Origin of the sequence: Streptomyces sp. NPDC005784 (genome assembly GCF_042871525.1) — a bacterium.
In the GTDB taxonomy this organism is placed as follows: Bacteria; Actinomycetota; Actinomycetes; order Streptomycetales; family Streptomycetaceae; genus Streptomyces.
In genome coordinates this window covers 260,793-282,837 of the sequence record NZ_JBIAIQ010000001.1, presented here as the reverse complement: position 1 = coordinate 282,837, position 22,045 = coordinate 260,793, and the positions used below count along the sequence as shown (strand labels likewise).

Sequence of the window (22,045 nt, the reverse complement as noted above, 5' to 3'; positions counted from 1 at the left end):
CGTCAGGCGATCCCGGTGAGCCCCCGGGCCGCGGCCGCGCTTACGCGCTGATCGGGCGCGACCAGGCGGGTGTTGTCCCGGTGACCCGGCACAGGGCGAGATACAGAGGTATCGGCGGGGTATACGGAAGCGTACTATCCGGTTTGTGGATGAGCCCGGGAATCCGAGGTGAGTCCGGCACGACCGCACCCGTGACGTAGTGGGCGGGTGCCGGCCATTCCAGCGCGACGTCGGAGTCGCTGGGGACGATCCACCACCACTGCGCCGGGTCCGCGTAGACGCAGCCCACGCGAGGCAGCCTCGACAGCAGCAGAGGTCCGAAGTGGGCGGGCACCGACACCGCGTCGCAGCCCAGCGGCACCTTCATGCCTTCGGGGACGGGGAGACGCCTCGGCGGCCCGGGCTGCCGCCGTCCGCGCTTCATGCGGACGAGCGTGTCCAGGCTCAGGACCCGCGCCGCAGGCCCCGCCGCCGACGTACGGCTCACAGGCTCTCCCGATCCCGATTCCGTTCCCGATGCAGATCCCGATGGAGATCAAGATGCAGATCTCGATCCCCATGCAGATTCCGATGCAGATCCCGATCCTGACTCCCGCTCGGGGCGGAGGGAGATTGAGGGTTCCCCACGGTTCCCGCCCCCCAGGATCCCTCCGCCCCCGTGCCCCGACCGTCGTTCGGGGGCTTCTTCGCGCTCCAGCCCAGGTCCGCCCGCGGGCCGGTGTCCGCGGCGGGCGGGCCCTGGTCGGACCGGGCTTCACGGGGCCGAGCAGTCGGCCCCGGGTCCGACTCGGCCTCGAACTCGGCGTCGAGCCGGTCCAGGTCGTCCAGGTCATGCCGGTCGTCCGGGTCACCCGGGTTCGGCCGGGTGGTGTCTGCGGTGTCTTCGGCCCGGCCTGCCGCGCGCGCGATCTCCGCCCACACCAGCAGACCGGGCCCGGTGTCCTGGGCCCCCCAGGCCCTGGACACTGCCGCGACGAGAAGCAATCCCCTCCCGTGCTCCTCGTCGGGCCGTTGCGGGGAGGGGTGCGGCTCACCCGGAGCGCACCCCTCGTCGCACACCGCTATGCGCACCAGGTCGTCGGCGTCGTGCAGTTCGCAGACGACGCGTTGCCCGGCGGCATGCACGATCGCGTTGGTGACCAGCTCCGAGACCACGAGGGCCGCCGTGTCGCAGGTGTCCTCGCACACCGCCCAGCCGGACAGGCGGGACCGGGTCAGGCGTCGCGCCTGAGCCACGGAGCCCGGGTGTGCGGCCAGCTCGAAGCGGAACCGGCGCTCTGCGGCCGCGCCGGGGTGCTGCCCCATGGCGGCACGGAGACCGAACCGGTCTTCGGCGGCGTCTGTTCCTAACGGCGCGGACGGAATCACGCTTGCCACTATCGCCCCGCCGCGAACACTTGGCAAGACTCACTCTGAAAAATGCAGAGTGCCGTGTGACGCCGTACGGGCGCGTGGCACACTGCTGGCAACAGCAAGCCGAGCGGCGCCAGTTGGGATCGTCGAGGAAGACGAGGAAGAACCCGGACGGCGCCGGCCGGGCTGTCCGGACTCAGTGGAGGTGGGACGTGAGCGAACCGCGGTCCGCGCCGACGGTCGGCCAGGTCGTCCTCGGCCGGCGACTGCTGGACCTGCGGGAACGCGCGGGTCTCAAGCGTGAGGAGGCCGCGCGGATCCTGCGCGTCGCCCCCGCGACGGTCCGCCGCATGGAGATGGCCGAGGTCTCCCTCAAGATCCCGTACCTCCAGCTCCTGCTGAAGTCGTACGGCGTCAGCGACGAGGAGGCCGAGGCATTCGTCCAACTGGCCGAGGACGCGAACAAGCCCGGCTGGTGGCAGCGGTTCCACGACATCCTGCCCGACTGGTTCTCCATGCACGTCAGCCTGGAAGGCGCCGCCGCCCTCCTGCGCTCCTACGAACCGCACTTCGTTCCCGGCCTGTTGCAGACAGAGGACTACGCCCGCGGTGTCCTGAAGGCGGGGGCCATCGGGCAGACCAGGCCCGAGGACATCGAGCGCCATGTGGCGCTGCGCATGCAACGCCAGGATCTGCTCACGCGTCAGGACGCACCCCGGATATGGGCCGTGATGGACGAGACGGTGCTGCGCCGCACCATCGGCGGGCCCGAGGTGATGCGCGCTCAGATCGACAAGTTGCTTCAGGCCACGAAGCTGCCCCATGTGACGTTGCAGGTGATCCCGTTCTCCTCGGGTCCGCACCCCGGCACGTACGGGCCCTTCGTGCTGTTCCGATTTGCCATGCCGGAACTCCCGGACATGGTCTACAGCGAGTACCTGACCGGCGCCGTCTACCTGGACGCGCGTTCCGAGGTGGCGACCCACCTGGAGGTCATGGACCGCATGGCGGCTCAAGCCGCCACGGCACATCGCACGAAGGAGATCCTCCGGGATCTCCGCAAGGAGCTGTGAATGGAACGCATCACGCCGGAACGCCTCAACCCGCGAATAGGCAACGTGCGCATCTACAACGGAATGCCTGCCCGTGAACTGGGCAGCGAGGGCTGGCACAAGCCGTGGAGCGGCGGAAACGGCGGCAACTGCCTGGAGGCGATGAAACTCGCCGACGGCCGTATCGCCGTACGTCAGTCGGCGGACCCGGACGGTCCCGCCCTCATCTACACGCCCGGCGAGATGACCGCGTTCATCCAGGGTGCGAAAGCGGGAGAGGCGGACTTCCTTCTTTCCTGAACGACTTGCTTTCTCTTTTCCCGACTTTCCTGAATTTGGTTCTGAGTTGATCACTTACCACGGCGCGGACTTACGGAGACCGTCATGACCGGGCAGCCCCCCATCGGAATCGACACGAGCAAGCCGCATCCCGCCCGGATGTACGACTGGTATCTCGGCGGCAAGGACAACTACCCCGTCGACGAGGAAATGGGCCGTCAGATGCTCACCCTCGATCCGAGGGTGCCGGTGATGGCCCGGGTCAACCGCGCCTTCATGCACCGTGCCACACGCTGGCTGGCCCAGAACGGTGTGCGGCAGTTCCTCGACATCGGCACCGGCATCCCGACCGAGCCGAACCTTCACCAGATCGCCCAGGCCGTCGCACCCGACGCCCGGGTCGTGTACTGCGACAACGACCCGATCGTGCTGGCCCACGCGGCAGCCCTGCTGCGCAGCTCGGACGCGGGCATGACCGAGTATCTGCAGGCCGATGTGCGGGACCCGGACGCCATTCTCGACGGGGCAAGGAAGGTCCTGGACTTCGGCCGGCCCGTGGCGCTCTCCCTCGTGGCGCTGCTCCACTTCGTCTCCGACGCGGACGGCGCGCACGCCCTGGTCGACCGCCTGCTGTGCGAACTGCCCTCCGGCAGCTACCTGATGATCACCCACGCCACCGCCGACTTCACTCCCGAGGAGTCGGCGGCGGCGATCGCGAAGCTCAAGGCGGCGGGCGTCACCCTGGCACTGCGCTCCCGCGAGGAGTTCAGCCGCTTCTTCGACGGCCTCGACCTGGTCGAGCCGGGCGTCGCGGTGGTCCACGAGTGGCACCCGGAACTGGGCGAACCGGTGCCGGGACAGGACGACGGGGTCATCCCCGGCTATGGGGCGGTGGGACGCAAACCGTAGGGTTTTCACGGGAGTTGCGCACCCCGCCGCGGTGTTTTCCCGGACACCGGGACTCGCGCTGCGGGGTGCAAGGTGCGGGCTTTCGGGGCGCGGTGTGGCGACGCTACGCCGTCATCGGGCGGTCGTACGGTCCGATCGGAGCCGGCAGGGGCGGGCGGCCCGCGCCGATCAGCGCCCTGTCCACGGCCGCGGCGACCGCCCGGCCCTCGGCGATCGCCCACACGACGAGCGACGCGCCGCGTGCCGCGTCCCCGGCGGCGTACACCCCGTGAACGTTCGTGCCGAAGCCGGCGTCGCGCACGATCGTGCCGCGCGGCTCAAGTGCCAGTCCCAGCTGGTCGATCAGGCCGTCGTGCCGGTCCGGGCCCAAGAAGCCGAGGGCGAGCAGCACGAGATCGGCGGGCAGGGTCCGCCCGGAACCGGGGATCGGGCGGCGCCGCTCGTCGACCTCGACGAGACGCAGCGAGCGCACCCGCCCGTTCGCGTCCCCTTCGAACTGGAGCGTGGACGCGGCGAAGAGCCGCGCGTCCGCGTCCGCGGCGGGTGCCGTGCCCAGCGTGCCGGCCTCCTCGTGCGCGGCGGAGAGCCGGTAGATCTTCGGATACGTCGGCCACGGCTCGGCATCCTCGTCGCGCTCGGCCTCCGGCTGCGGATAGATGTCGAGCTGGGTCACGGACGCGGCGCCCTCGCGCACGGCCGTCCCGAGGCAGTCTGCTCCGGTGTCACCGCCGCCGACGATCACCACATGTCTGCCCGCCGCGGACAACGGAGAGACCTCCAGATCCCCCTCGCACACCCGGTCGGCCAGCGGAAGATACTCCATCGCCTGATGGATGCCGGACAACTGCCGTCCGGGCACGTCCAGTTCGCGCCAGGCCGTGGCCCCGAGCGCGAGAATCACGGCGTCGTAGCGTGCCTTGAGCTCGGTCGCCCCGATGTCCGTGCCGATCGTCGTCGACGTGCGGAACTTGGTTCCCTCGGCGCGCATTTGGGCCAGCCGCCGGTTCAGGTGCCGCTTCTCCATCTTGAACGCGGGGATTCCGTACCGCAGCAGGCCGCCGATCCGGTCGGCCCGTTCGTACACGGCCACCGTGTGCCCGGCCCGCGTCAACTGCTGTGCCGCGGCGAGCCCGGTGGGCCCCGATCCGACGATCGCGACCGTCCGCCCCGAGAGCCGGTCCGGCGGACGCGGCGGTGTGAACCCGTCCTCCCAGGCACGGTCGGCGATGGCGACCTCGACGTTCTTTATGGTGACCGCGGGCTGGTTGATCGCCAGCACACAGCCGGCCTCGCACGGCGCGGGACACAACCGCCCGGTGAACTCGGGGAAGTTGTTCGTGGCATGCAGCCGGTCGCTCGCCGCCCGCCAGTCGTCGCGCGAGACGAGGTCGTTCCACTCGGGGATCAGATTGCCCAGTGGGCACGCTTCATGACAGAAGGGGATGCCGCAGTCCATGCACCGGTCGGCCTGTTTCTCGATGATCGGCAGCAGGGCTCCGGGAACGTACACCTCGTTCCAGTCCCGCACCCGCTCCTGGATGGGCCGGCGCGGATACTCCTGGCGCGGTGTGGTCATGAAACCCTTGGGATCGGCCATGGCCGTCTCCCTCATGTACGCGTACCGGTGCGCGACCGCACGGCCGTAGGCCGTCATCGGCCACGGAATCCGGGCGGCACTCCTTTCCCGCCACGATACGTCGCCCGGGCATACGCCGCCGCCCCGGACGACAGCGGGCCGAGGGCTCGGACCAGGGCTCGACGAGGGCGGACGCGCAGGCGGCCGGGGGAGGAGCGGACGCACACAGTTGTGGGGAGGAGCGGACGGCTCAGGTGAGGGCGAGCGCGTACGACACCGCCGCGGCGGCCGAGGCGGCGGTGCGGACGTGGTTCCACATCGTCCACTCGCGCACATACGTGGGCCAGTAGACGGTGGCCTCCGGTGTTCCGGGGGCCAGCTTCAGCAGCGCGTCATTGCGCGGGACGTTCGCCGCGATCGTCACCCCGAACGCCCCGAACAGATACAGCGCGCTGCCGAGCAGCAACTCCACCGTGCCCCTGTCCGGCAGCAGCACGAAGGTCACCACCGCGAGCACCGAGCACAGCACCGCCGACCCGGCGAACACCAGCATGAACGGGGGGCGGACCGCGGCGACGTTGATCGCGTTCATCGCCGCGATTCCCTGCGCCGGCGGCAGCTGGGCGAGCGCCCTCATCACGAACGTCGAGAACCCGCAGAACACCCCTGCCACCAGCCCGCAGCCGAGCACCCCCAGCAGCGTCAGCACGAAATACGGTCCATCGATCATGTCCACTCCCGCTTCGAACCGGCCGCACCCAAGATCCTGCACAGCGCCGACCGTCACCACAAGTGAAATCCGCTACGACGACAGTGGCCATGGGCGGGGCGACGCGGACCTTGCGTGAGGGCCCACTCACGCCCGCAGAGGCGCCCACTCACACCGCGCGAGCGCTCCTTCACGCCCGCCGAGCGTCCGCTCACGCCCGCAGAGGCGCCCACTCACACCGCGCGAGCGCTCCATCACGCCCGCAGAGGCGTCCACCCAAACCTGCGCGAGCACTCCATCACGCTCGCGCGGTCATGTCGTCACGCCATTCCCAGAGCCTTGTGTCCACCGTGGCCGCGATCCTACGGCGCGCCTCGTACCGCGAAACGCCGCTCATCAGCAGGTGGTCGTACGGGGTCTCCGTGTGCCGAACGGACGCGCGGACCGCGGCGGTCACGGCCGCCTCGGACAGCGCGCGGCCCGCCGAGCTCCGCCCGACCCGCCCGCTGCCGCGCACGGAGGCGTGTGCGGCGATCGCTCGCGCCCGGTCGGCCGGACAGTGCGGAAACAGTCGGCGTATCTCCCGCGCGAACGCGTCCGTGAAGCGGACATCCTCCGCCTCCCGGCGGCGGGCGTCCCGGGCCCGGCGCCGCCGCCGTGCCTCGGCGTCCGCCAGACACCGCTCCTCGGCCAGGGCGAGCGCCGTCTCCTCGACCATGACGCCCTGCCGCTCGTACCGGCCCCGCCGCCGGTTGAACCGCACCACCACGGCCGACAATGCGCTGCCCTCCCGCGATCTGCGCGTCAGCGCGGTGTCACCGCGCGCCAGGAACACCAGATGTCCGAGATCCGCACAGTCCAGACACCGGGGCGCTCCCTCCTCCAGCACCAGCAGCGCCAGCGGCCCGCTCCGGCACTCGACACAGCGCCTCTTCTTGAGCGGCTGGACGACGAGAAGTCCGTTCCGGTACGGGGGATCAGCGATCGGTGCCATACGCGGTTCCTTCCCCGGACCGGCGCTACATCTACGTCGTCGGGCGATGTCCCGCACGGCCCGCGCCCCGGCCCACATGCCTCCCGTGCCCGCTCGCGGCCCACCGCGCCGACCGGGTCCCATCGCGCTCGCGGCATCATGGCCCCGTGCGACTCGAAGCGATCACCTGGGAACGGCTCGGCGACCTCCTCGCCGACCGTCTGCTCGACCTGAAACCGGAGGACGGCAGCCCCTGGCCGCGCATCGCCTTCGACGGAGCCCCGGCCGCCCGCCCCGGCGAACTCGCGCACCGTGTCTTCGAGGCGCTGCGCATACGCGGCCGTTCCTCGCTGGTCGTCGGGGCGGAGGGCTTCCTGCGCCCCGCCTCGCTCCGGCTCGAATACGGTCACCAGGACGTCGAGGCCTACTACGACGGCTGGTTCGACACGGGCGCGCTCTGGCGCGAGGTCTTCGGTCCCCTCGAACCCGGCGGCGACGGCAAGGTCCTGCCCGACCTCTGGGACCCCGCCACCGACCGGGCCACCCGCAGCCCCTACGTCCAACTCCCGCCCGGCGGAATCCTGTTGATCCATGGCCCCCTCCTTCTGCGCCACTGGTTCCCGTTCGACCTCAGCGTCCACGTACTCCTCTCCCCGGGGGCCCTCCGCCGCCGTACCCCCGAGGAGGAGCACTGGACCCTGCCCGCGTTCGCCCGCTACGAGAGCGAGGTGGGCCCGGCCACCACGGCCGACGTCCTGGTGCGAGCCGACGACCCCCGCCACCCGGCGTGGAACGGCTGACAGGCGGGAACGGCTGACCGGCGTGGAACGGTCGACCGGTGTGGAACCGCCGACTGGTGTGGAACGGCCGACCATGACGGCCGTCCCCGCTCCCTCGGCCTTCGCCCCGTCTCTTCGGCCTTCGCCCGTCCCCCTCGGCCTTCGCCCCGTCCATTTCGGGCCTTCCGCCGGTCCGACGGCCCTCGACTCGGTCCGGCGGCCGCCAGCCGCCGGCCGCCGGATACAGGTACCTCCAGGTGCGCAGCCCCTGGGGCACGGCGAGAATGAAGGGCGCCGGGACTAGCGGTGTGTTCCACGCCGCGCCGGCCGTCCGGCACCGGGAGGTACTACATGACCACCGCCGGAGACATCATGCACCGTGGTGCCCAGTGGATCCCCGCCCACGAGACCCTGGACCGCGCCGCCCAGCTGATGCGCGAGCTCAACGTGGGCGCCCTGCCCATCAGCGACCAGAACGAACGCCTCTGCGGCATCCTCACGGACCGCGACATCGTCGTCGGCTGTGTGGCCATGGGCCACGACCCGGCACAGGTCACCGCGGGCGAGATGGCCCAAGGCACACCGCGTTGGATCGACGCCGGCGCCGATGTCGGCGAAGTGCTCCAGGAGATGAAGGGGCACCAGATCCGCCGGCTTCCGGTGATCGAGGACAAGAGACTGGTCGGCATGATCAGCGAGGCCGACCTCGCCCAGCACGTCAGCGACGAACAGCTCGCCGCCTGGGTCGAGAGCGTCTACGCCCGGGGCGGGAGCAGCGCGGCGCGCTGACCCGGTAGATCTCCCGGCCTTGCCGACCTCCCCGATCCGACCCGACCGGAAAGTGTCCCGAAGCGACCGGTCCCGAAGCGACCCGACCCGACGCCGGTCCATGCCGGATACGCGGCGCGCTCTCGTTCCCGATGCGCGGCGCGCTCTCGTCCGGCCGGCCGCGCCGGGCGGGAGGCGTGTCAGAGCCAGCCGTTGCGTCTGAACCCTCGGTAGAGGACGAGACAGCCGATGGATATGGCGCCGATGACGATGGGGTAGCCGAACCTCCAGTGCAGTTCGGGCATGTTGTCGAAGTTCATGCCGTACACGCCGCAGACCATGGTCGGGACGGCGATGACCGCCGCCCATGCCGTGATCTTCCGCATGTCCTCGTTCTGCGCCACCGTCACCTGCGCGAGATGAGCCTGCAGGATCGAGTTGAGGAGTTCGTCGAAGGCGGCTATCTGCTCGGTGGCCCGCAGCAGATGGTCGGAGACGTCCCGGAAGTACGCCTGTATCTCCGGGTCGATCACGCGGGTCGGCCGGGTCGCCAGCTCCTGGACGGGCCGGGCGAGCGGGACCACGGCCCGCTTCAGTTCGAGGAGTTCGCGCTTGAGCTGGTAGATGCGTCCCGCGTCCGTGCGTGCGCCGTTCTCGGCGAACACATCGGCCTCGACCTGGTCGATGTCCGCCTGGACCGAGTCGGTGACGCTCATATAGTCGTCGACCACATGGTCCGCGATCGCGTGCAGGACCGCGGCCGGCCCCTTGGACAGCTGGTGCGTATCGGACTCCAGCTCCTCGCGCAGCGGGCCCAGGGATCCGTGCCGTCCGTGCCGCACGGTGATGACGAAGTCCGGTCCGACGAACACCATGATCTCGCCGGTGTTCACCACTTCACTGGTCGCGGTCAACTCCGTGTGCTCCACGTAACAGACCGTTTTGAACACCGCGAAGAGGGTGTCGCCGTACCGCTCCACCTTCGGACGCTGATGTGCCTCCACCGAGTCCTCGACGGCCAGCGGATGCAGGTCGAAGAGCTCGGCGATGCCCGCGAACTCCAGGTCGGTCGGTTCGTGCAGTCCGAGCCAGACGAATCCCTCGTCGCGCTTGCGGATCCGCTGCACGGTGTCGACCAGATCGCGGCCCTCGGGGATCCGGGCGCCGTCCTGGTACGCGACACAGTTCACCACCGCGGAGCCCAACGGCGACCGGGCGGGGTGACTCAGGTCGACACGGCGCCGCCGCCGTGTCAGCCGTGCCACTCTGCGGAGGCCGTCGACCGCACCGAGAGCCGTCACCCTCCGCAAATTCCCTGCCATGGACATCTGGATCTCCTCGCGTGGATCTCCTCGGGCCGCACTTTGCGCCTGGCACGCCAGTCTGCCAGGCCTGGTCGGACACCGGAAAAGGCTGTGGGAACGGAACATTCCGTTCCGTGCTGCGGAATGCTCGGACGGCTTGGCGTCACGCGGCATCCGCCCGGCGGCGTCTGGCGCCACCGGGTGAAACTCTCAGGCGACGCGGGTGCCGACTACGGGAGCGTCAACGATTCCCGACAAGCGGGTCAACTGGGATGATCTCCCCATGACGCGAGCCGACGGGTATCTCCTCGACAACCAGCAGACCGAGGCGGGGCAGCGTTTCGACGCCCTCGCCACACTCTTCGATCCCACGACGTTCCGTCACATGGAACGCTTCGGCGTCGGGTCCGGCTGGCGCTGCTGGGAGGTCGGCGCGGGCGGCACGTCCGTCGTGTCCTGGCTCGCCAAGAAGGTGGGTCCGACGGGGAAGGTCGTCGCGACCGACATCGACACCTCATGGGCGGCCTCCGTAGCCCGCTCGCCGGTCGAGGTCCGCGTCCACGACGTGGGTGCCGAGGAACCGCCGGGGGAGGGCTTCGACCTCGTGCACGCCCGGCTCGTACTGGTCCATGTGCCGGACCGGGACAGGGCGTTGCGGTCGATGATCAAGGCCTTGCGGCCCGGCGGCCGGCTCCTTGTCGAGGACGCCGACCCCGCCCTGCAGCCGCTGCTCTGCCCCGACGAGTACGGCCCCGAGCAGCAGCTGGCGAACCGGCTGCGCCAGGGCTTTCGCAACCTGCTCGCCGATCGCGGCGCCGACCTCGCCTACGGCCGCAAGCTCCCGCGACTGCTCCGGGACGCGGGACTGCGGGGTGTGGAGGCCGACGCGTACTTCCCCGTCGCCTCACCCGCCTGCGACACCCTGGAATCCGCGACGGTCCGTCAGATTCGCGACCAGCTCGTCACCGCGGGCCTGGCCACCCAGGAGGAGATCGACCGGCACCTGGCGAACGTCGCCGCGGGGTCCATGGACCTGGCGACGGCGCCGATGATCTCGGCCTGGGGGCGCAAGAACTGAGCGAGGCTGGGAAGCCGGGAATCGGGTGCCACGCGTACGTCCCCATAGGGTCGAGACGTTCAGTGGACCCGCGTCTCTCCTTCGCGTCGCCGTCGACTTTCCGTGGGCGGTCTTCCGCCGACCCGTTCCACGGCCTTCGCCCCCGCCGCGCACCCCGCCGTCGCCGCCTCCTCGGACCCGGCGCCGGCGAGCAGTGCGGCGAGGAACGCGCCGGTGAACGCGTCACCGGCGCCCGTCGTGTCACGCGGTGTCGCGGGCAGCGCCGGGACATGGGCCCGGACGGATCCGGAACGGGCGACCAGGGCCCCGTCACTCCCCAGCTTGGCGACGACCAAGGGGAAATGGCGGCTCAGCTTGGCCGCCGCGTCGGCCGGATCGGGCAGTCCGGTCAGCAGACACGCCTCGTCACGGCTGGGCAGCAGGACGTCCACGCCCGAGCAGAGGTCGAGGAAGCGGTCCACACCCAGCTCGGTCAGGAACCCCGCCGACGCCGGGTCGACGCTCACGGGCACACCACGCGCGCGTGTCGACTCCAGTACCACCGAGACCAGCGCCCTGCTCGGCTCGGAGAAGAACAGGTAGCCCGACAGATGCAGCCGCGCGACCCCGTCGAGCAGCGCGGGCGACCAGTCGCCCGGTGCGAGCCGCAGTGACGCCCCGCTGTCCGTGAGGAACGTCCGTTCCGCCGACGCGCCGGTGTCCACCAGGCAGATCACCGTCCCGGTCGGCGTCTCCGGATCGGTCACCAGGAGGGGCCGTACGCCGCTCGCCGCGAGTTCGCGTTCGTGCCACGCCGCGGAGTCGCCGCCCACCCGGCCGAGGAGCCGCACGTCGGCGCAGCCGTCGTGCACGGCCCAGCACGCGACGTTGGCACCCGCGCCGCCCGGTACGGTCCGGATGGCGGCGACCGTGTCGGTACCGGCCGCCAGCGGTCCGCGATGCCGGGCGACGACATCCGTGACCACGTCCCCGACGACGAGCAGAGCGCCCTCCGCCGGGTCGCCTCCGTCAGCCGTTTCGGCGCTGCCGCCCAGGCTGCCCCGGTCCGCGTCGCTCACGCCCCCGCCCAGGCCGCCGCGATTCGCCCCGCGAGGCGTACGTTGCCGCGTACGGCCGCCAGATTGGCGCCGAGTGAGGCGCCGTCCGTGTGCCGGACCAGATAGCCGAGCAGGAACGGTGTCACCGCCTGTCCGGTCACACCCTCCTCCTCGCACGCGCGCAGCGCTTCGGCCAGCACGCGCGCGTGGAGCGTGGGATCGAGCTGCTCCTCCTCGGGGACGGGGTTCGCGACGATGAGCGACGAGTCGGGGGCGTGCAGGGCGTCCTGAGCGCGCATCACTTCCGCCACCTGCTCGGGGGACTCCAGGGTCCAGTCCACGGGGTGTCCCGAGTCGGACAGATAGAAGCCGGGGAACCGGTCCGTGCCGTACCCGGCCACCGCCACGCCCAGTGTCTCCAGACGCTGCAGCGTCGCAGGCACGTCCAGGATCGACTTGACGCCCGCGCACACCACCGTGATCCGGGTACGCGCCAACAGGCCCAGATCGGCGGACTCGTCCTGGGTCACCGTCCACTCGCGGTGCACACCGCCGAGCCCTCCCGTCGCGAACACCCGTACCCCCGCGCGGGCCGCCAGCAGGGCCGTCGCCGACACGGTCGTCGCCCCGCTCGCTCCCGCGGCCACCGCGAGCGGCAGGTCACGGTGGCCCAGCTTGCGGATGCCGTCCTCGTTCGCGACCCGCTCCAGCTGATCCTTGTCCAGACCGACGTGAGGCCGGCCGTCGAGCACGGCGATCGTCGCGGGTACGGCGCCCTCCTCCCGGACGACCTCCTCCAGTTCGAGCGCGACCTGCAGATTGCGCGGGCGGGGCAACCCGTGGGCGATGATCGTCGACTCCAGGGCCACCACCGGCCGGCGCGCGTCGAGCGCCTCCCGCACCTCTTCGGACACCACGATCACGCGCCTGCCTCCTGTCGTCGGTCGACGTTCCCCGTCCCTGGATCTCTGGCGAGCGGCGCGCCCGGCCAAACCCTTGCGACCAGCGGCGTACGACACCAGCCTGGGGGCATGACGGACAACTCGCCACGTCTCGACCATGTCGTCCTCTGGGTACGCGATCCGGTCGCCGCGGCCGACTTCTACGAGAAGGCGGTCGGCCTGGAGCCCCTGAGAGTCACCGAATTCGCCGCTGGAACGGTCTCGTTCCCCTCCGTACGTCTCAACGAGGAGACCGTCCTCGACCTCGCTCCCCTCACTCTGGCGCCGGGCATGAACGTGGTTCCCGGGGCCGCAGACAGTGCCGGCCACCCGGTCAACCACGTGTGCGTGGCCCTCCCCAGAGAGGCGTTCGACGCGCTGCGGGCGCGCCTGGAGGAACGGTCGGTCCCGCTGTCGGACTTCTCGTACGACTCCTTCGGAGCCCGCGGAACGGCCAGGCGCAGCTTCTACTTCCGTGACCCGGACGGGAACGTCTTCGAGGCCCGGCACTACGAGTAGCCCCTTGAACGGGGCGGGATCTCGTCCTGCGAAAGGAGAAGGGGTGCTCCACGCGCGCGGGAGCACCCCTTCGACAGGGCGGGTCGGACAGGCCGTACGCCGGTCAGTGCCCCATGGGGGTCGAGGACGTACGGTACGGCCGCGCGGTACGGCCACCCTCCGCGTCAGGACTTTCTCGAAGTGCCGTGCGGCACCGGGCCCGACGGGGAGACCCTCGTCGCCCCGTCGGGCCGGCAAGCCCTTAGGGTGTCCGCTCATGACCATGAACTCCCAGGCCACACCGTCCTTCGCCGTGCACATTCCCGACGCCGAACTCGAACCCGAGCCGCTGGACCCGGCCCAGATCGTCTCCGGCGACCCCGCCGTGACGGGCAAGGTGCTGTGGGAGTCCGCCGACGGCAAGCAGCTGCGCGGCATCTGGCAGATCACGCCCGGCGTGGTGACCGACACCGAGGCGAACGAGCTCTTCGTCGTCGTCAGTGGCCGCGCCACCATCGAGGTGGAAGGCGGCGACGTCATCGAAGTGGGCCCCGGCGACGCGGCGTTCCTGCGCGAGGGCGACCGTACGACGTGGACCGTCCACGAGACGCTGCGCAAGGCGTACCACATCAGTCTCTGAGGACCTCGGGAGCTGACGCTCCACCGCACGCACGGCACACCTGCCCGCCCTCCGCTCGAAGGCACCCGGAGACCGGAGGGGTGTGCCGTGAGCGTTCATCTCATCGGAGAGTCCTCGCGCGGGCCGCCCTCCCGCGCGGCCGTCTTTTCGCCCGGAGAGCACTCCGCAGTCGACGATCAGCAAGCGGTCGCTCGCCCGCGCGGTTGCCCTCCTGCTCGGCCGTTCTCCCGCGCGATGCCGCAACCGGGAAGCCGCGATGCGCGTTGCGCCCTCGGCCCCCGCCGTGACCTCAGAACAGCGGCTCCGGGAGGACTCCTTCGAGCGCCAGCAGCTTTCGCTTGGTCTCCAGACCGCCCCCGAAACCGCCGATCCCGCCGTCGCTCTCGACCACCCGGTGGCAGGGCACCACGACCGGCAGCGGATTCGAGCCCATGGCCACCCCCACGGCCTGCGCCGCCCTGGGCTCGCCGACCCGCCCGGCCAGATCGCCGTAGGCCACGACGGAACCGAACGGAACGCCCGAGTTCAACTCACGCAGCACCTGGCGGTTGAACCCCGAGATCAGCGACCAGTCGAGCGGTAGATCGAATTCGTGCCGCTCTCCCGCGAAGTAGGCCTCGACCTGGCGTATCGCCTCGGCCAGCAGAGGGGACTCGGGCGCCTCGACGGGCTCGCCGCCCAGACGGGACGCGAGCCGGTCGAGCGCCTTGTCGCGTACCGCGTCCGACGCGTGAAAGACGACATTGACCAGGCCGTGGGGCGTCGCCGCGAGGAGCAGCGGACCGATGTCCGTGCCGACGACGGACCACACGACCTGCTGCTCGTACCGCGCGTGGCTGTTCATGCGATCCACCGTACGGCCCGCCACTGACAACGCCCGGGGCGCGCACACCGGCACCCGTCCGCGCCCCGGGCGACGGCCTGCTAGTGCAGAGCCTCGCGGATCGCGTCGGGCACGTTCGTGATGACGCCGTCCGTGCCGAAGCCCGCCAGTCGCCGCGCGGTGGCCGCGTCGTCCACGGTCCAGGCGAAGACCTTCATCGGGCCGTGCGGACCGTGCAGTGCGTGGACCGCGGAGACGTAGTCGGACGACAGCGACCGGTGATCCGAGTTGATCTGGTCGGCGAACTCCGCGTACCGGGGCAGCCGCGTGACCGGAGGCGTCCCCAGGAAGGCCGTCGTGATGCCGGGCCGCAGTTGGTGCACCGTCCGGACACTGCCCGCGCTGAAGCTCTGGACGATCAGCCGGTCCCTGAGGTGCACCGGGTCGAGCCAGCCCTCGTTGCTCAGGAGGTTGAGCGTCTGTCGCTCGATGCCCGGATAGAGCTCAGGGTTCTTGATCTCCAGGACGAGCTTCTGGTGGTTGCGCTCGACGCGTTCCATGTACTTCCGCAGCGTCGGAACCTTCGCGCCCGCGAACCGGGGGTCGAACCAGCTCCCGGCATCCAGCCGGGCGATCTCGGCCGCGGTGAAATCCTTGACCTTCCAGGGGCTTCGGCCGGGATAGACGTCCTCGACGTCGGTCGTGCGTGCCAGTGAGGCGTCGTGGAGGACGACCAGCTGACCGTCTCTGGTGCGCTGGACGTCGTTCTCGACCCAGTCGAACCCCAGCTCGGCCGCGCGGTCGATGGCGGCCAGGGTGTTCTCGGGCGCATAGGCCGAGGCACCGCGGTGGGCGACGACCAGCGGTGCCCCGATCCGGCCGCCGGCCTTGGCGTGCGGGCTCGGCAGTATCAAAACGGCTCCCCCAAGAAGCGCGGCGGTCGTGGCGGCGGCAACGCGCGCGTGCATGCGTTCTCCTCGCGTCGGACGATCACGGACAGCACAAGATTGACAGCAGAGAGTCGACGGAGGGGTGAAGCGAGATGGCCGCGGATTGAATGGAGTTGTCCAAGTCCGCTCACTGGCGCCGCACAAGTGAGGAGAGGTCGTGATTCTTTGCCGGATTATCGTTCGACCATTCCGGTGGGGGTCATACTCTCGCCTCAACCCGGTCCGCTCCGGCGGTCCGGAGGGCGGGGGTATTTCGGACAGTTCCAGGAGTAACAGGGCGGGAAAGGCAGCCGCGTATGCAAGGCACGGTCGACGGCTTCACTTACGGACTCGTCACACCGCTGGTGGCCTATTTCATGGCCTGCCTGGGCGGAGCGCTGGGGCTTCGCTGCACCACCAGATCCCTGCTCGTCGCCGGTTCCTGGCGCGCAGGCTGGCTCGCGCTCGGCTCGGTCGCGATCGCGTCCGGCATATGGACGATGCACTTCATCGCGATGATGGGATTCACGGTCGAGGAGACCCCCGTCCACTACGACAAGCCGACGACGTTCGCGAGTCTGGGCGTCGCCGTCCTGATGGTCGGCGCCGGGATCTTCATCGTCGGCTACCAGGGGGCCACCGGAACGGCGCTCTTCACCGGAGGGACCGTCACCGGCCTGGGCATCGCCTCGATGCACTACCTGGGCATGGCCGGGATGCGGCTCAACGGGAAACTCGAGTACAACACCCTCACGGTCTCCGCCTCGGTCGTCATAGCCGTCGTGGCCGCCACCGCCGCTCTCTGGGCCGCGGGACAGGTGCGTGGATTCCTCTGGAGCGTGGGTGCGAGCCTCGTCATGGGGCTGGCCGTCAGCGGTATGCACTACGCGGGCATGGCCGCGCTCAGTGTCCATCTGCACGGCTCGACCGGCGGCACCCCGGCCGGGGACTCGGCGGCCGCGCTGCTCGCGCCCATGATGATCGGCCCCCTCGCCTTCCTGTGTCTGGCGGGCGTCGTCGTGATGTTCGATCCGCAGATGGTCCTGGGCCGGCCGGCCCGGCGCCCGGTGGAGATCAGGCGGCCGGGCATCCCGGCCCATCCCGTCGCCGTGCACGCCGGTCGTCGTCCGGCCGTCCGTCCCGCGCGGGAGAGTGCGTACCGCCGCTCCCGCACCCCGCAGAGCAGGTGATCGGGCCCGGTTGTCAGTGCGGGGTCGTACGGTGGATTCCATGCGGCCCGTATCCAAGATCGAACGTTCGGTGGCGCCCTTCGAGGTCGTCAGCTCCTTCCAGCCCGGCGGTGACCAGCCCACGGCCATCGCCGATCTGGAGAAGCGCATCCGCGCAGGTGAGAAGGATGTCGTCCTGCTGGGCGCGACCGGCACAGGCAAGTCCGCCACCACCGCGTGGATGATCGAGAAGCTCCAGCGCCCCACGCTCGTCATGGCACCGAACAAGACGCTGGCCGCCCAGTTGGCCAATGAGTTCCGCGAGCTGCTGCCGAACAACGCGGTCGAATACTTCGTCTCGTACTACGACTACTACCAGCCCGAGGCCTACGTCCCGCAGTCGGACACCTACATCGAGAAGGACTCCTCGATCAACGAGGAGGTGGAGCGCCTGCGCCACTCCGCGACCAACTCGCTGCTGACCCGCCGCGACGTCGTCGTGGTCGCCTCGGTCTCCTGCATCTACGGCCTCGGTACTCCGCAGGAGTACGTGGACCGGATGGTCGCTCTCAAGGTCGGCGACGAGATCGACCGCGACGACCTGCTGCGCCGCTTCGTCGACATCCAGTACACGCGCAACGACGTGGCCTTCGCGCGGGGCACCTTCCGGGTCCGCGGCGACACCATCGAGATCTTCCCGGTCTACGAGGAGCTCGCCGTCCGCATCGAGATGTTCGGCGACGAGATCGAGGCGCTGTCCACGCTGCACCCGCTCACCGGTGAGGTCATCAGCGACGACAACCAGATCTACGTCTTCCCGGCGTCCCACTACGTGGCGGGTCCCGAACGCATGGAGCGCGCGGTCAACGACATCGAGAAGGAGCTGGGGGAGCGCCTCGCCGAGCTGGAGAAGCAGAGCAAGCTCCTGGAGGCCCAGCGACTGCGCATGCGGACGACGTACGACCTCGAGATGCTCCGCCAGATCGGCTCCTGCTCCGGTGTCGAGAACTACTCGATGCACTTCGACGGCCGTGAACCCGGTTCCCCGCCGAACACACTGATCGACTACTTCCCGGACGACTTCCTGCTCGTCATCGACGAGTCGCACGTCACGGTTCCGCAGATCGGCGCGATGTACGAGGGTGACGCCTCCCGCAAGCGCACGCTCGTCGACCACGGCTTCCGGCTCCCCTCCGCACTGGACAACCGCCCCCTGAAGTGGGAGGAGTTCCAGAAGCGCATCGGCCAGACCGTCTATCTCTCGGCGACCCCGGGGAAGTACGAGCTCTCCCGCTCGGACGGCTTTGTCGAGCAGATCATCCGCCCCACCGGCCTCATCGACCCCCAGGTCGTCGTCAAGTCCACCGAGGGTCAGATCGACGACCTGGTGCACGAGATCCGGCAGCGCACCGAGAAGGACGAGCGCGTCCTGGTCACCACGCTCACCAAGAAGATGGCCGAGGACCTCACCGACTACTTCCTCGAACTGGGCATCCAGGTCCGCTACCTGCACAGTGACGTCGACACCCTGCGCCGCGTCGAGCTGCTGCGCGAACTGCGCGCCGGCGAGTTCGACGTCCTGGTCGGCATCAACCTGCTGCGCGAAGGCCTCGACCTTCCCGAGGTCTCCCTGGTGGCGATCCTCGACGCCGACAAGGAGGGCTTCCTGCGCTCGGGAACCTCCCTGATCCAGACCATCGGCCGCGCGGCGCGCAATGTCTCCGGCCAGGTCCACATGTACGCCGACAAGATCACCCCGGCGATGGAGAAGGCCATCGAGGAGACCAACCGCCGCCGGGAGAAGCAGATCGCCTACAACAAGGAGAGGGGCATCGACCCGCAGCCCCTCCGCAAGAAGATCAACGACATCGTGGCGCAGATCGCCCGCGAGGACGTCGACACCGAGCAGCTGCTCGGCTCCGGCTACCGCAAGACGAAGGACGGCAAGGGCGCCAAGGCACCCGTCCCCGCGCTGGGCGGCAAGGCGACCCGGGCCGCCAAGTCCGCCAAGGGCAAGGAGACCGTGCCGACCGACCGCCCCGCGGCCGAACTCGCCCAGCAGATCGAGGAGATGACGGAACGGATGCGCGCCGCGGCGGCCGACCTCCAGTTCGAGATCGCGGCCCGGCTGCGCGACGAGGTGTCCGAGATGAAGAAGGAGCTGCGGCAGATGAAGGAGGCGGGAATCGCCTGACGGTCACGCCGGTGGCACCGGACCTCGACCGATGCGCGGTGTGTTGCAAGACCGACACAAAGTCGCCCCCAGGGTTCGGCGCTGTCAGTGCCGCTGCGTAGGGTTCTGCTCATCCGCGGACTCCGCGGCAACAGGGGACAGTTCGAGAGGGGAACAGCGCGTGACGGTCAACATGACCAAGGGTCAGGCCATCAGTCTGCAGAAGAACGACGGGGGCACGCTGACCGCGGTCCGGATGGGACTCGGCTGGCAGGCGGCCCCCCGGCGCGGCCTGTTCGGCTCGCGCACCCGGGAGATCGACCTCGACGCGTCCGCCGTGCTGTTCGCGGACAAGCAGCCCGTCGACGTGGTGTTCTTCCGTCACCTCGTCAGCGACGACGGCTCGGTGCGGCACACCGGTGACAACCTGGTCGGCGGCGTGGGCCAGGGCGGCGACGACGAGGCCATCCTCGTCGACCTGCAGCGCATCCCGGTCCACATCGACCAGATCGTCTTCACCGTGAACTCCTTCACGGGCCAGACCTTCCAGGAAGTGCAGAACGCGTTCTGCCGTCTCGTCGACGAGACCAACGGCCAGGAACTCGCCCGCTACACGCTGGCCGGCGGCGGCCAGTACACGGCCCAGATCATGGCGAAGGTGCACCGCTCCGGAACCGGCTGGCAGATGACGGCCCTCGGTACGCCGGCCAACGGCCGCACGTTCCAGGACCTGATGCCCGCGATCCTGCCGCACCTGTAGGCGGCCGGCGCACACGCACGCAGCGACGTAGGGGGACAAGACGATGACGGCCGAGCTGGTCAGGGGGCAGAACCACCCGCTCTCCCAGGTCCGTCTCGAGGTCCGTGTCTCGGCCGGGAAGCCGATCGTGGCAGGGGCTACGCTCAGCGACGAGCAGGGCAGGGTCCGGGGCGTCGAGTGGGTGGCCCACCCGGGCGCGCCCACGCTTCCTGGGCTCGAGGTCTCCAAGCAGGCGGCGGCCGATCATCGCCTGGCCTTCGACCTTGACGCCCTGCCGCCGACCGTGCACCGGGTCAGCGTGCTCCTCGCGCTGCCCACCGGGGTCGGCGGCCCGGTCCGGTTCGGCGCCGTAGCCGCCCCCTTCGTCGCGGTCACCGGCCTCGACGGTTCCGAGGTCGTCAGCTACACCCTCACCGGCCTGGACGCCGAGTCCGCCGTCGTTGCCCTGGAGCTCTACCGCAGGCAGGGCGCCTGGAAGGTGCGCGCGGTCGGCCAGGGGTACGCGGGCGGCCTCGCCGAACTCCTCACCGACCAGGGACTCCCCGAGGCACGGCAGCTCGCGGGCAGCATCAACGAAGCGGTGGCCCAGGGCCTCGCCCGGTCGGTGGCGGCGCCCCCGCCGCGCACCCAGGACGCGGACCGGTCACGACAGGCGGCCGCCTCGGCGCCAGGACCGGACCAGCCGTACGCCGGACCTGGACCGCAGGGCACCCCGGGGACCGTGACGCCGCAGCAGTCCCCGTACGACACGCCCGGTCCGCAGGGAGCCACGGCTCCGCAGACCGGCCGTACGGGGGGTTCTGCGCAACCCGACCCCTCCTCGGTCGCCCAGCCGCCGTCGCCCAATGGCGGTGGCCCGATCAACTACAGCCACCCCGGCCGGCAGACCGCCGCTCCGCCGCCGCCCCCGCCGACCGCTCCGCCGGCCCAGCCCGGACAGCCCGCCCAGCCCGTCGCGGGAGACGCGACCGGCTGGTCCATGGAGGAGCGCCTGTACAACCAGGTGTGGGGGATGTTCGAGGACCTGGCCCGGACCGTCGCCGCGTACCGCAGCGCCGTCGACTTCGCCGACTCCCGCATGGAGAAGGAGCTCGACCACGTCCTGTCCGACCCGCGCAGCCGGATCGGCGGGCAGGGCGACGCCGCGCGCGAAGCCGCCCACGCCAAACACGCGCACCTGGTCGACCAGGCCCGAGCCGTTCTCGACCGGGACCTCGCCCAGCTCACAGCCGAGGCCGAGGTCGTGGAGCCCGCCCTGCCGATGGCCTACGCACGCTGGGACAACCCGGTCTGGCACGGCTACCACGCCCCCTTGGAAATCCCCATGGCACTGCGGCTCGGCGACCTCCGTCTGCCCGAGAGCGAGAACCTGAGCATCCCGATGCTGGTGCGCCTGCCGCTGGAGCGCGGGCTGTGGATCGACAGCGGCCGCGCCTCCCTGGAGGGCACGCTCGCCGACTCCGACCAGGTGCGTCGCTTCGCCATGGACACCGCCGTGGCGCATGCCGCCCGGCTGCTCGCCGTCTATCCCGCGGGCGAGTTCACCGTGCACGTCATCGACCCGGCCGGCGCCGGAGCCTCGTCCCTGGCACCCCTGGCGCAGTCCGGGGTGCTCGGCAGCCCTCCGGCCGCGGGTGCCGCGGGCGTGGCGGACGTACTGGCCCGTCTCACCCAGCGCGTCGACCTGGTTCAGATGGCGTTGCGCGGGGGAGCGGCCGACTCGCTGCCGCCGGGTCTCGACACCGCCGAGCAGCTGCTGATCGTCAACGACTTCCCGCACGGCTTCGACGATCGAGCCGTGACCCAGCTCCGCTACCTGGCGGACGAGGGGCCGGCCGTCGGCGTCCATCTGATGATGGTGGCCGACCGCGAGGACGCGGCCGCGTACGGGCCGCTGCTCGACCCCCTCTGGCGGTCGCTGCTGCGGATCACGCCGGTTCCCGACGACCATCTCGCCGACCCATGGGTCGGACATGCGTGGACGTATGAGCCCTCGCTCGTTCCCGCGAACAGCCAGGTGCTCCAGCAGGTTCTCGCACGGGTGGCGGCGGCCCGCCGGTCATGGAACCGCTGACCCGGCTCCTCCGGACCCTCGGACCTCAGAGGTCAAGCTGCTTTGCCAAGCATCCGTAAAGTACCCTGACCAGGCAACTTGGCCTTTCTTTTACTAATCCCTTTACCTTTCCTTGGTGATTCGGTACTCTTTTTCCATACGGAGGGGAGTACTCCCTACCTGCTGCGACGCACCCGTCAATACGGATCCAGTCGGATCCCGGGACGTCGGCCCGCAGGCTC

General features: G+C 70.2%; 22 protein-coding genes. 12 read left to right on the top strand and 10 right to left on the bottom strand.

Annotated features, from left to right (window positions below; translation table 11 throughout):
• Positions 1-40 precede the first annotated feature (40 nt).
• Positions 41-424, bottom strand: coding sequence for a hypothetical protein (locus ACFYR3_RS01250; RefSeq protein WP_356781991.1), 384 nt, complete (start codon positions 422-424; stop codon positions 41-43).
• Positions 425-483: 59 nt separating this feature from the next.
• The gene (locus tag ACFYR3_RS01245; RefSeq protein WP_389280934.1) at positions 484-1,305 is read right to left on the bottom strand and encodes an ATP-binding protein; all 822 of its coding nucleotides are present in this window, start codon (positions 1,303-1,305) and stop codon (positions 484-486) included.
• 260 nt (positions 1,306-1,565) lie between these two features.
• Here ACFYR3_RS01245 and ACFYR3_RS01240 point away from each other — a divergent pair, with 260 nt between their 5' ends.
• The 3 genes from ACFYR3_RS01240 to ACFYR3_RS01230 all read left to right on the top strand — a co-directional run bounded on the left by ACFYR3_RS01240 (position 1,566) and on the right by ACFYR3_RS01230 (position 3,593).
• Complete coding sequence (locus ACFYR3_RS01240; RefSeq protein WP_355855375.1) at positions 1,566-2,426, top strand: helix-turn-helix transcriptional regulator; 861 nt, start codon at positions 1,566-1,568, stop codon at positions 2,424-2,426.
• Complete coding sequence (locus ACFYR3_RS01235; protein ID WP_355855378.1) at positions 2,427-2,705, top strand: DUF397 domain-containing protein; 279 nt, start codon at positions 2,427-2,429, stop codon at positions 2,703-2,705.
• Between the two features lie 84 nt (positions 2,706-2,789).
• Positions 2,790-3,593: an SAM-dependent methyltransferase gene (locus ACFYR3_RS01230; protein ID WP_355855381.1), complete on the top strand. Its 804-nt coding sequence runs from the start codon at positions 2,790-2,792 to the stop codon at positions 3,591-3,593.
• A gap of 103 nt (positions 3,594-3,696) precedes the next feature.
• Here ACFYR3_RS01230 and ACFYR3_RS01225 read toward each other — a convergent pair whose 3' ends face one another.
• The 3 genes from ACFYR3_RS01225 to ACFYR3_RS01215 all read right to left on the bottom strand — a co-directional run bounded on the left by ACFYR3_RS01225 (position 3,697) and on the right by ACFYR3_RS01215 (position 6,872).
• On the bottom strand, positions 3,697-5,190 hold the full coding sequence (locus tag ACFYR3_RS01225) for a glutamate synthase subunit beta (protein WP_355855384.1): 1,494 nt from the start codon (positions 5,188-5,190) through the stop codon (positions 3,697-3,699).
• Positions 5,191-5,419: 229 nt separating this feature from the next.
• Positions 5,420-5,899, bottom strand: coding sequence for an anthrone oxygenase family protein (locus ACFYR3_RS01220; RefSeq protein WP_356781920.1), 480 nt, complete (start codon positions 5,897-5,899; stop codon positions 5,420-5,422).
• Between the two features lie 277 nt (positions 5,900-6,176).
• Positions 6,177-6,872: a DUF2293 domain-containing protein gene (locus ACFYR3_RS01215; protein WP_355855389.1), complete on the bottom strand. Its 696-nt coding sequence runs from the start codon at positions 6,870-6,872 to the stop codon at positions 6,177-6,179.
• Between the two features lie 146 nt (positions 6,873-7,018).
• Here ACFYR3_RS01215 and ACFYR3_RS01210 point away from each other — a divergent pair, with 146 nt between their 5' ends.
• Positions 7,019-7,651, top strand: a complete 633-nt coding sequence (locus tag ACFYR3_RS01210) for a uridine kinase (RefSeq protein WP_389280931.1) — start codon at positions 7,019-7,021, stop codon at positions 7,649-7,651.
• Positions 7,652-7,981: 330 nt separating this feature from the next.
• Positions 7,982-8,419, top strand: a complete 438-nt coding sequence (locus ACFYR3_RS01205) for a CBS domain-containing protein (protein WP_355855394.1) — start codon at positions 7,982-7,984, stop codon at positions 8,417-8,419.
• Positions 8,420-8,598: 179 nt separating this feature from the next.
• Here the strand turns inward: ACFYR3_RS01205 and ACFYR3_RS01200 are convergent, their stop codons facing one another.
• A complete protein-coding gene (locus ACFYR3_RS01200) occupies positions 8,599-9,726 on the bottom strand; it encodes a magnesium and cobalt transport protein CorA (RefSeq protein ID WP_355855397.1) in 1,128 nt (375 codons plus the stop codon).
• Between the two features lie 259 nt (positions 9,727-9,985).
• Between ACFYR3_RS01200 and ACFYR3_RS01195 the strand changes: the two genes are divergently transcribed.
• Entirely contained in the window at positions 9,986-10,780 is a 795-nt protein-coding gene (locus ACFYR3_RS01195; protein ID WP_355855400.1) for a methyltransferase, read from the top strand.
• Between the two features lie 59 nt (positions 10,781-10,839).
• Here the strand turns inward: ACFYR3_RS01195 and ACFYR3_RS01190 are convergent, their stop codons facing one another.
• Positions 10,840-11,814 (bottom strand): PfkB family carbohydrate kinase, encoded by a 975-nt coding sequence (locus ACFYR3_RS01190; protein ID WP_355855495.1) that lies wholly within the window; start codon positions 11,812-11,814, stop codon positions 10,840-10,842.
• Between the two features lie 20 nt (positions 11,815-11,834).
• Positions 11,835-12,740 (bottom strand): pseudouridine-5'-phosphate glycosidase, encoded by a 906-nt coding sequence (locus tag ACFYR3_RS01185; protein ID WP_355855403.1) that lies wholly within the window; start codon positions 12,738-12,740, stop codon positions 11,835-11,837.
• A gap of 108 nt (positions 12,741-12,848) precedes the next feature.
• Here ACFYR3_RS01185 and ACFYR3_RS01180 point away from each other — a divergent pair, with 108 nt between their 5' ends.
• Both ACFYR3_RS01180 and ACFYR3_RS01175 read left to right on the top strand, forming a co-directional pair.
• A complete protein-coding gene (locus ACFYR3_RS01180) occupies positions 12,849-13,277 on the top strand; it encodes a VOC family protein (RefSeq protein WP_355855405.1) in 429 nt (142 codons plus the stop codon).
• 256 nt (positions 13,278-13,533) lie between these two features.
• A complete protein-coding gene (locus ACFYR3_RS01175; RefSeq protein ID WP_266757515.1) occupies positions 13,534-13,896 on the top strand; it encodes a cupin domain-containing protein in 363 nt (120 codons plus the stop codon).
• A gap of 289 nt (positions 13,897-14,185) precedes the next feature.
• Here the strand turns inward: ACFYR3_RS01175 and ACFYR3_RS01170 are convergent, their stop codons facing one another.
• Both ACFYR3_RS01170 and ACFYR3_RS01165 read right to left on the bottom strand, forming a co-directional pair.
• Positions 14,186-14,740, bottom strand: a complete 555-nt coding sequence (locus ACFYR3_RS01170; protein ID WP_355855408.1) for a methylated-DNA--[protein]-cysteine S-methyltransferase — start codon at positions 14,738-14,740, stop codon at positions 14,186-14,188.
• Between the two features lie 80 nt (positions 14,741-14,820).
• Positions 14,821-15,687, bottom strand: a complete 867-nt coding sequence (locus tag ACFYR3_RS01165; RefSeq protein ID WP_355855411.1) for a glycerophosphodiester phosphodiesterase family protein — start codon at positions 15,685-15,687, stop codon at positions 14,821-14,823.
• A 278-nt stretch (positions 15,688-15,965) separates the two neighbouring features.
• Between ACFYR3_RS01165 and ACFYR3_RS01160 the strand changes: the two genes are divergently transcribed.
• From ACFYR3_RS01160 to ACFYR3_RS01145, 4 genes are all read left to right on the top strand, one after another.
• A complete protein-coding gene (locus tag ACFYR3_RS01160; protein ID WP_355855414.1) occupies positions 15,966-16,838 on the top strand; it encodes an MHYT domain-containing protein in 873 nt (290 codons plus the stop codon).
• A 40-nt stretch (positions 16,839-16,878) separates the two neighbouring features.
• Positions 16,879-19,011: an excinuclease ABC subunit UvrB gene (gene uvrB / locus ACFYR3_RS01155; protein WP_355855417.1), complete on the top strand. Its 2,133-nt coding sequence runs from the start codon at positions 16,879-16,881 to the stop codon at positions 19,009-19,011.
• Between the two features lie 160 nt (positions 19,012-19,171).
• Positions 19,172-19,750 carry a TerD family protein gene (locus ACFYR3_RS01150; protein WP_261703411.1) on the top strand — a complete coding sequence of 193 codons (579 nt, stop codon included), beginning with the start codon at positions 19,172-19,174 and terminating at the stop codon, positions 19,748-19,750.
• A 43-nt stretch (positions 19,751-19,793) separates the two neighbouring features.
• Positions 19,794-21,824 (top strand): TerD family protein, encoded by a 2,031-nt coding sequence (locus ACFYR3_RS01145; protein ID WP_355855420.1) that lies wholly within the window; start codon positions 19,794-19,796, stop codon positions 21,822-21,824.
• The last annotated feature ends 221 nt before the right edge of the window (positions 21,825-22,045 follow it).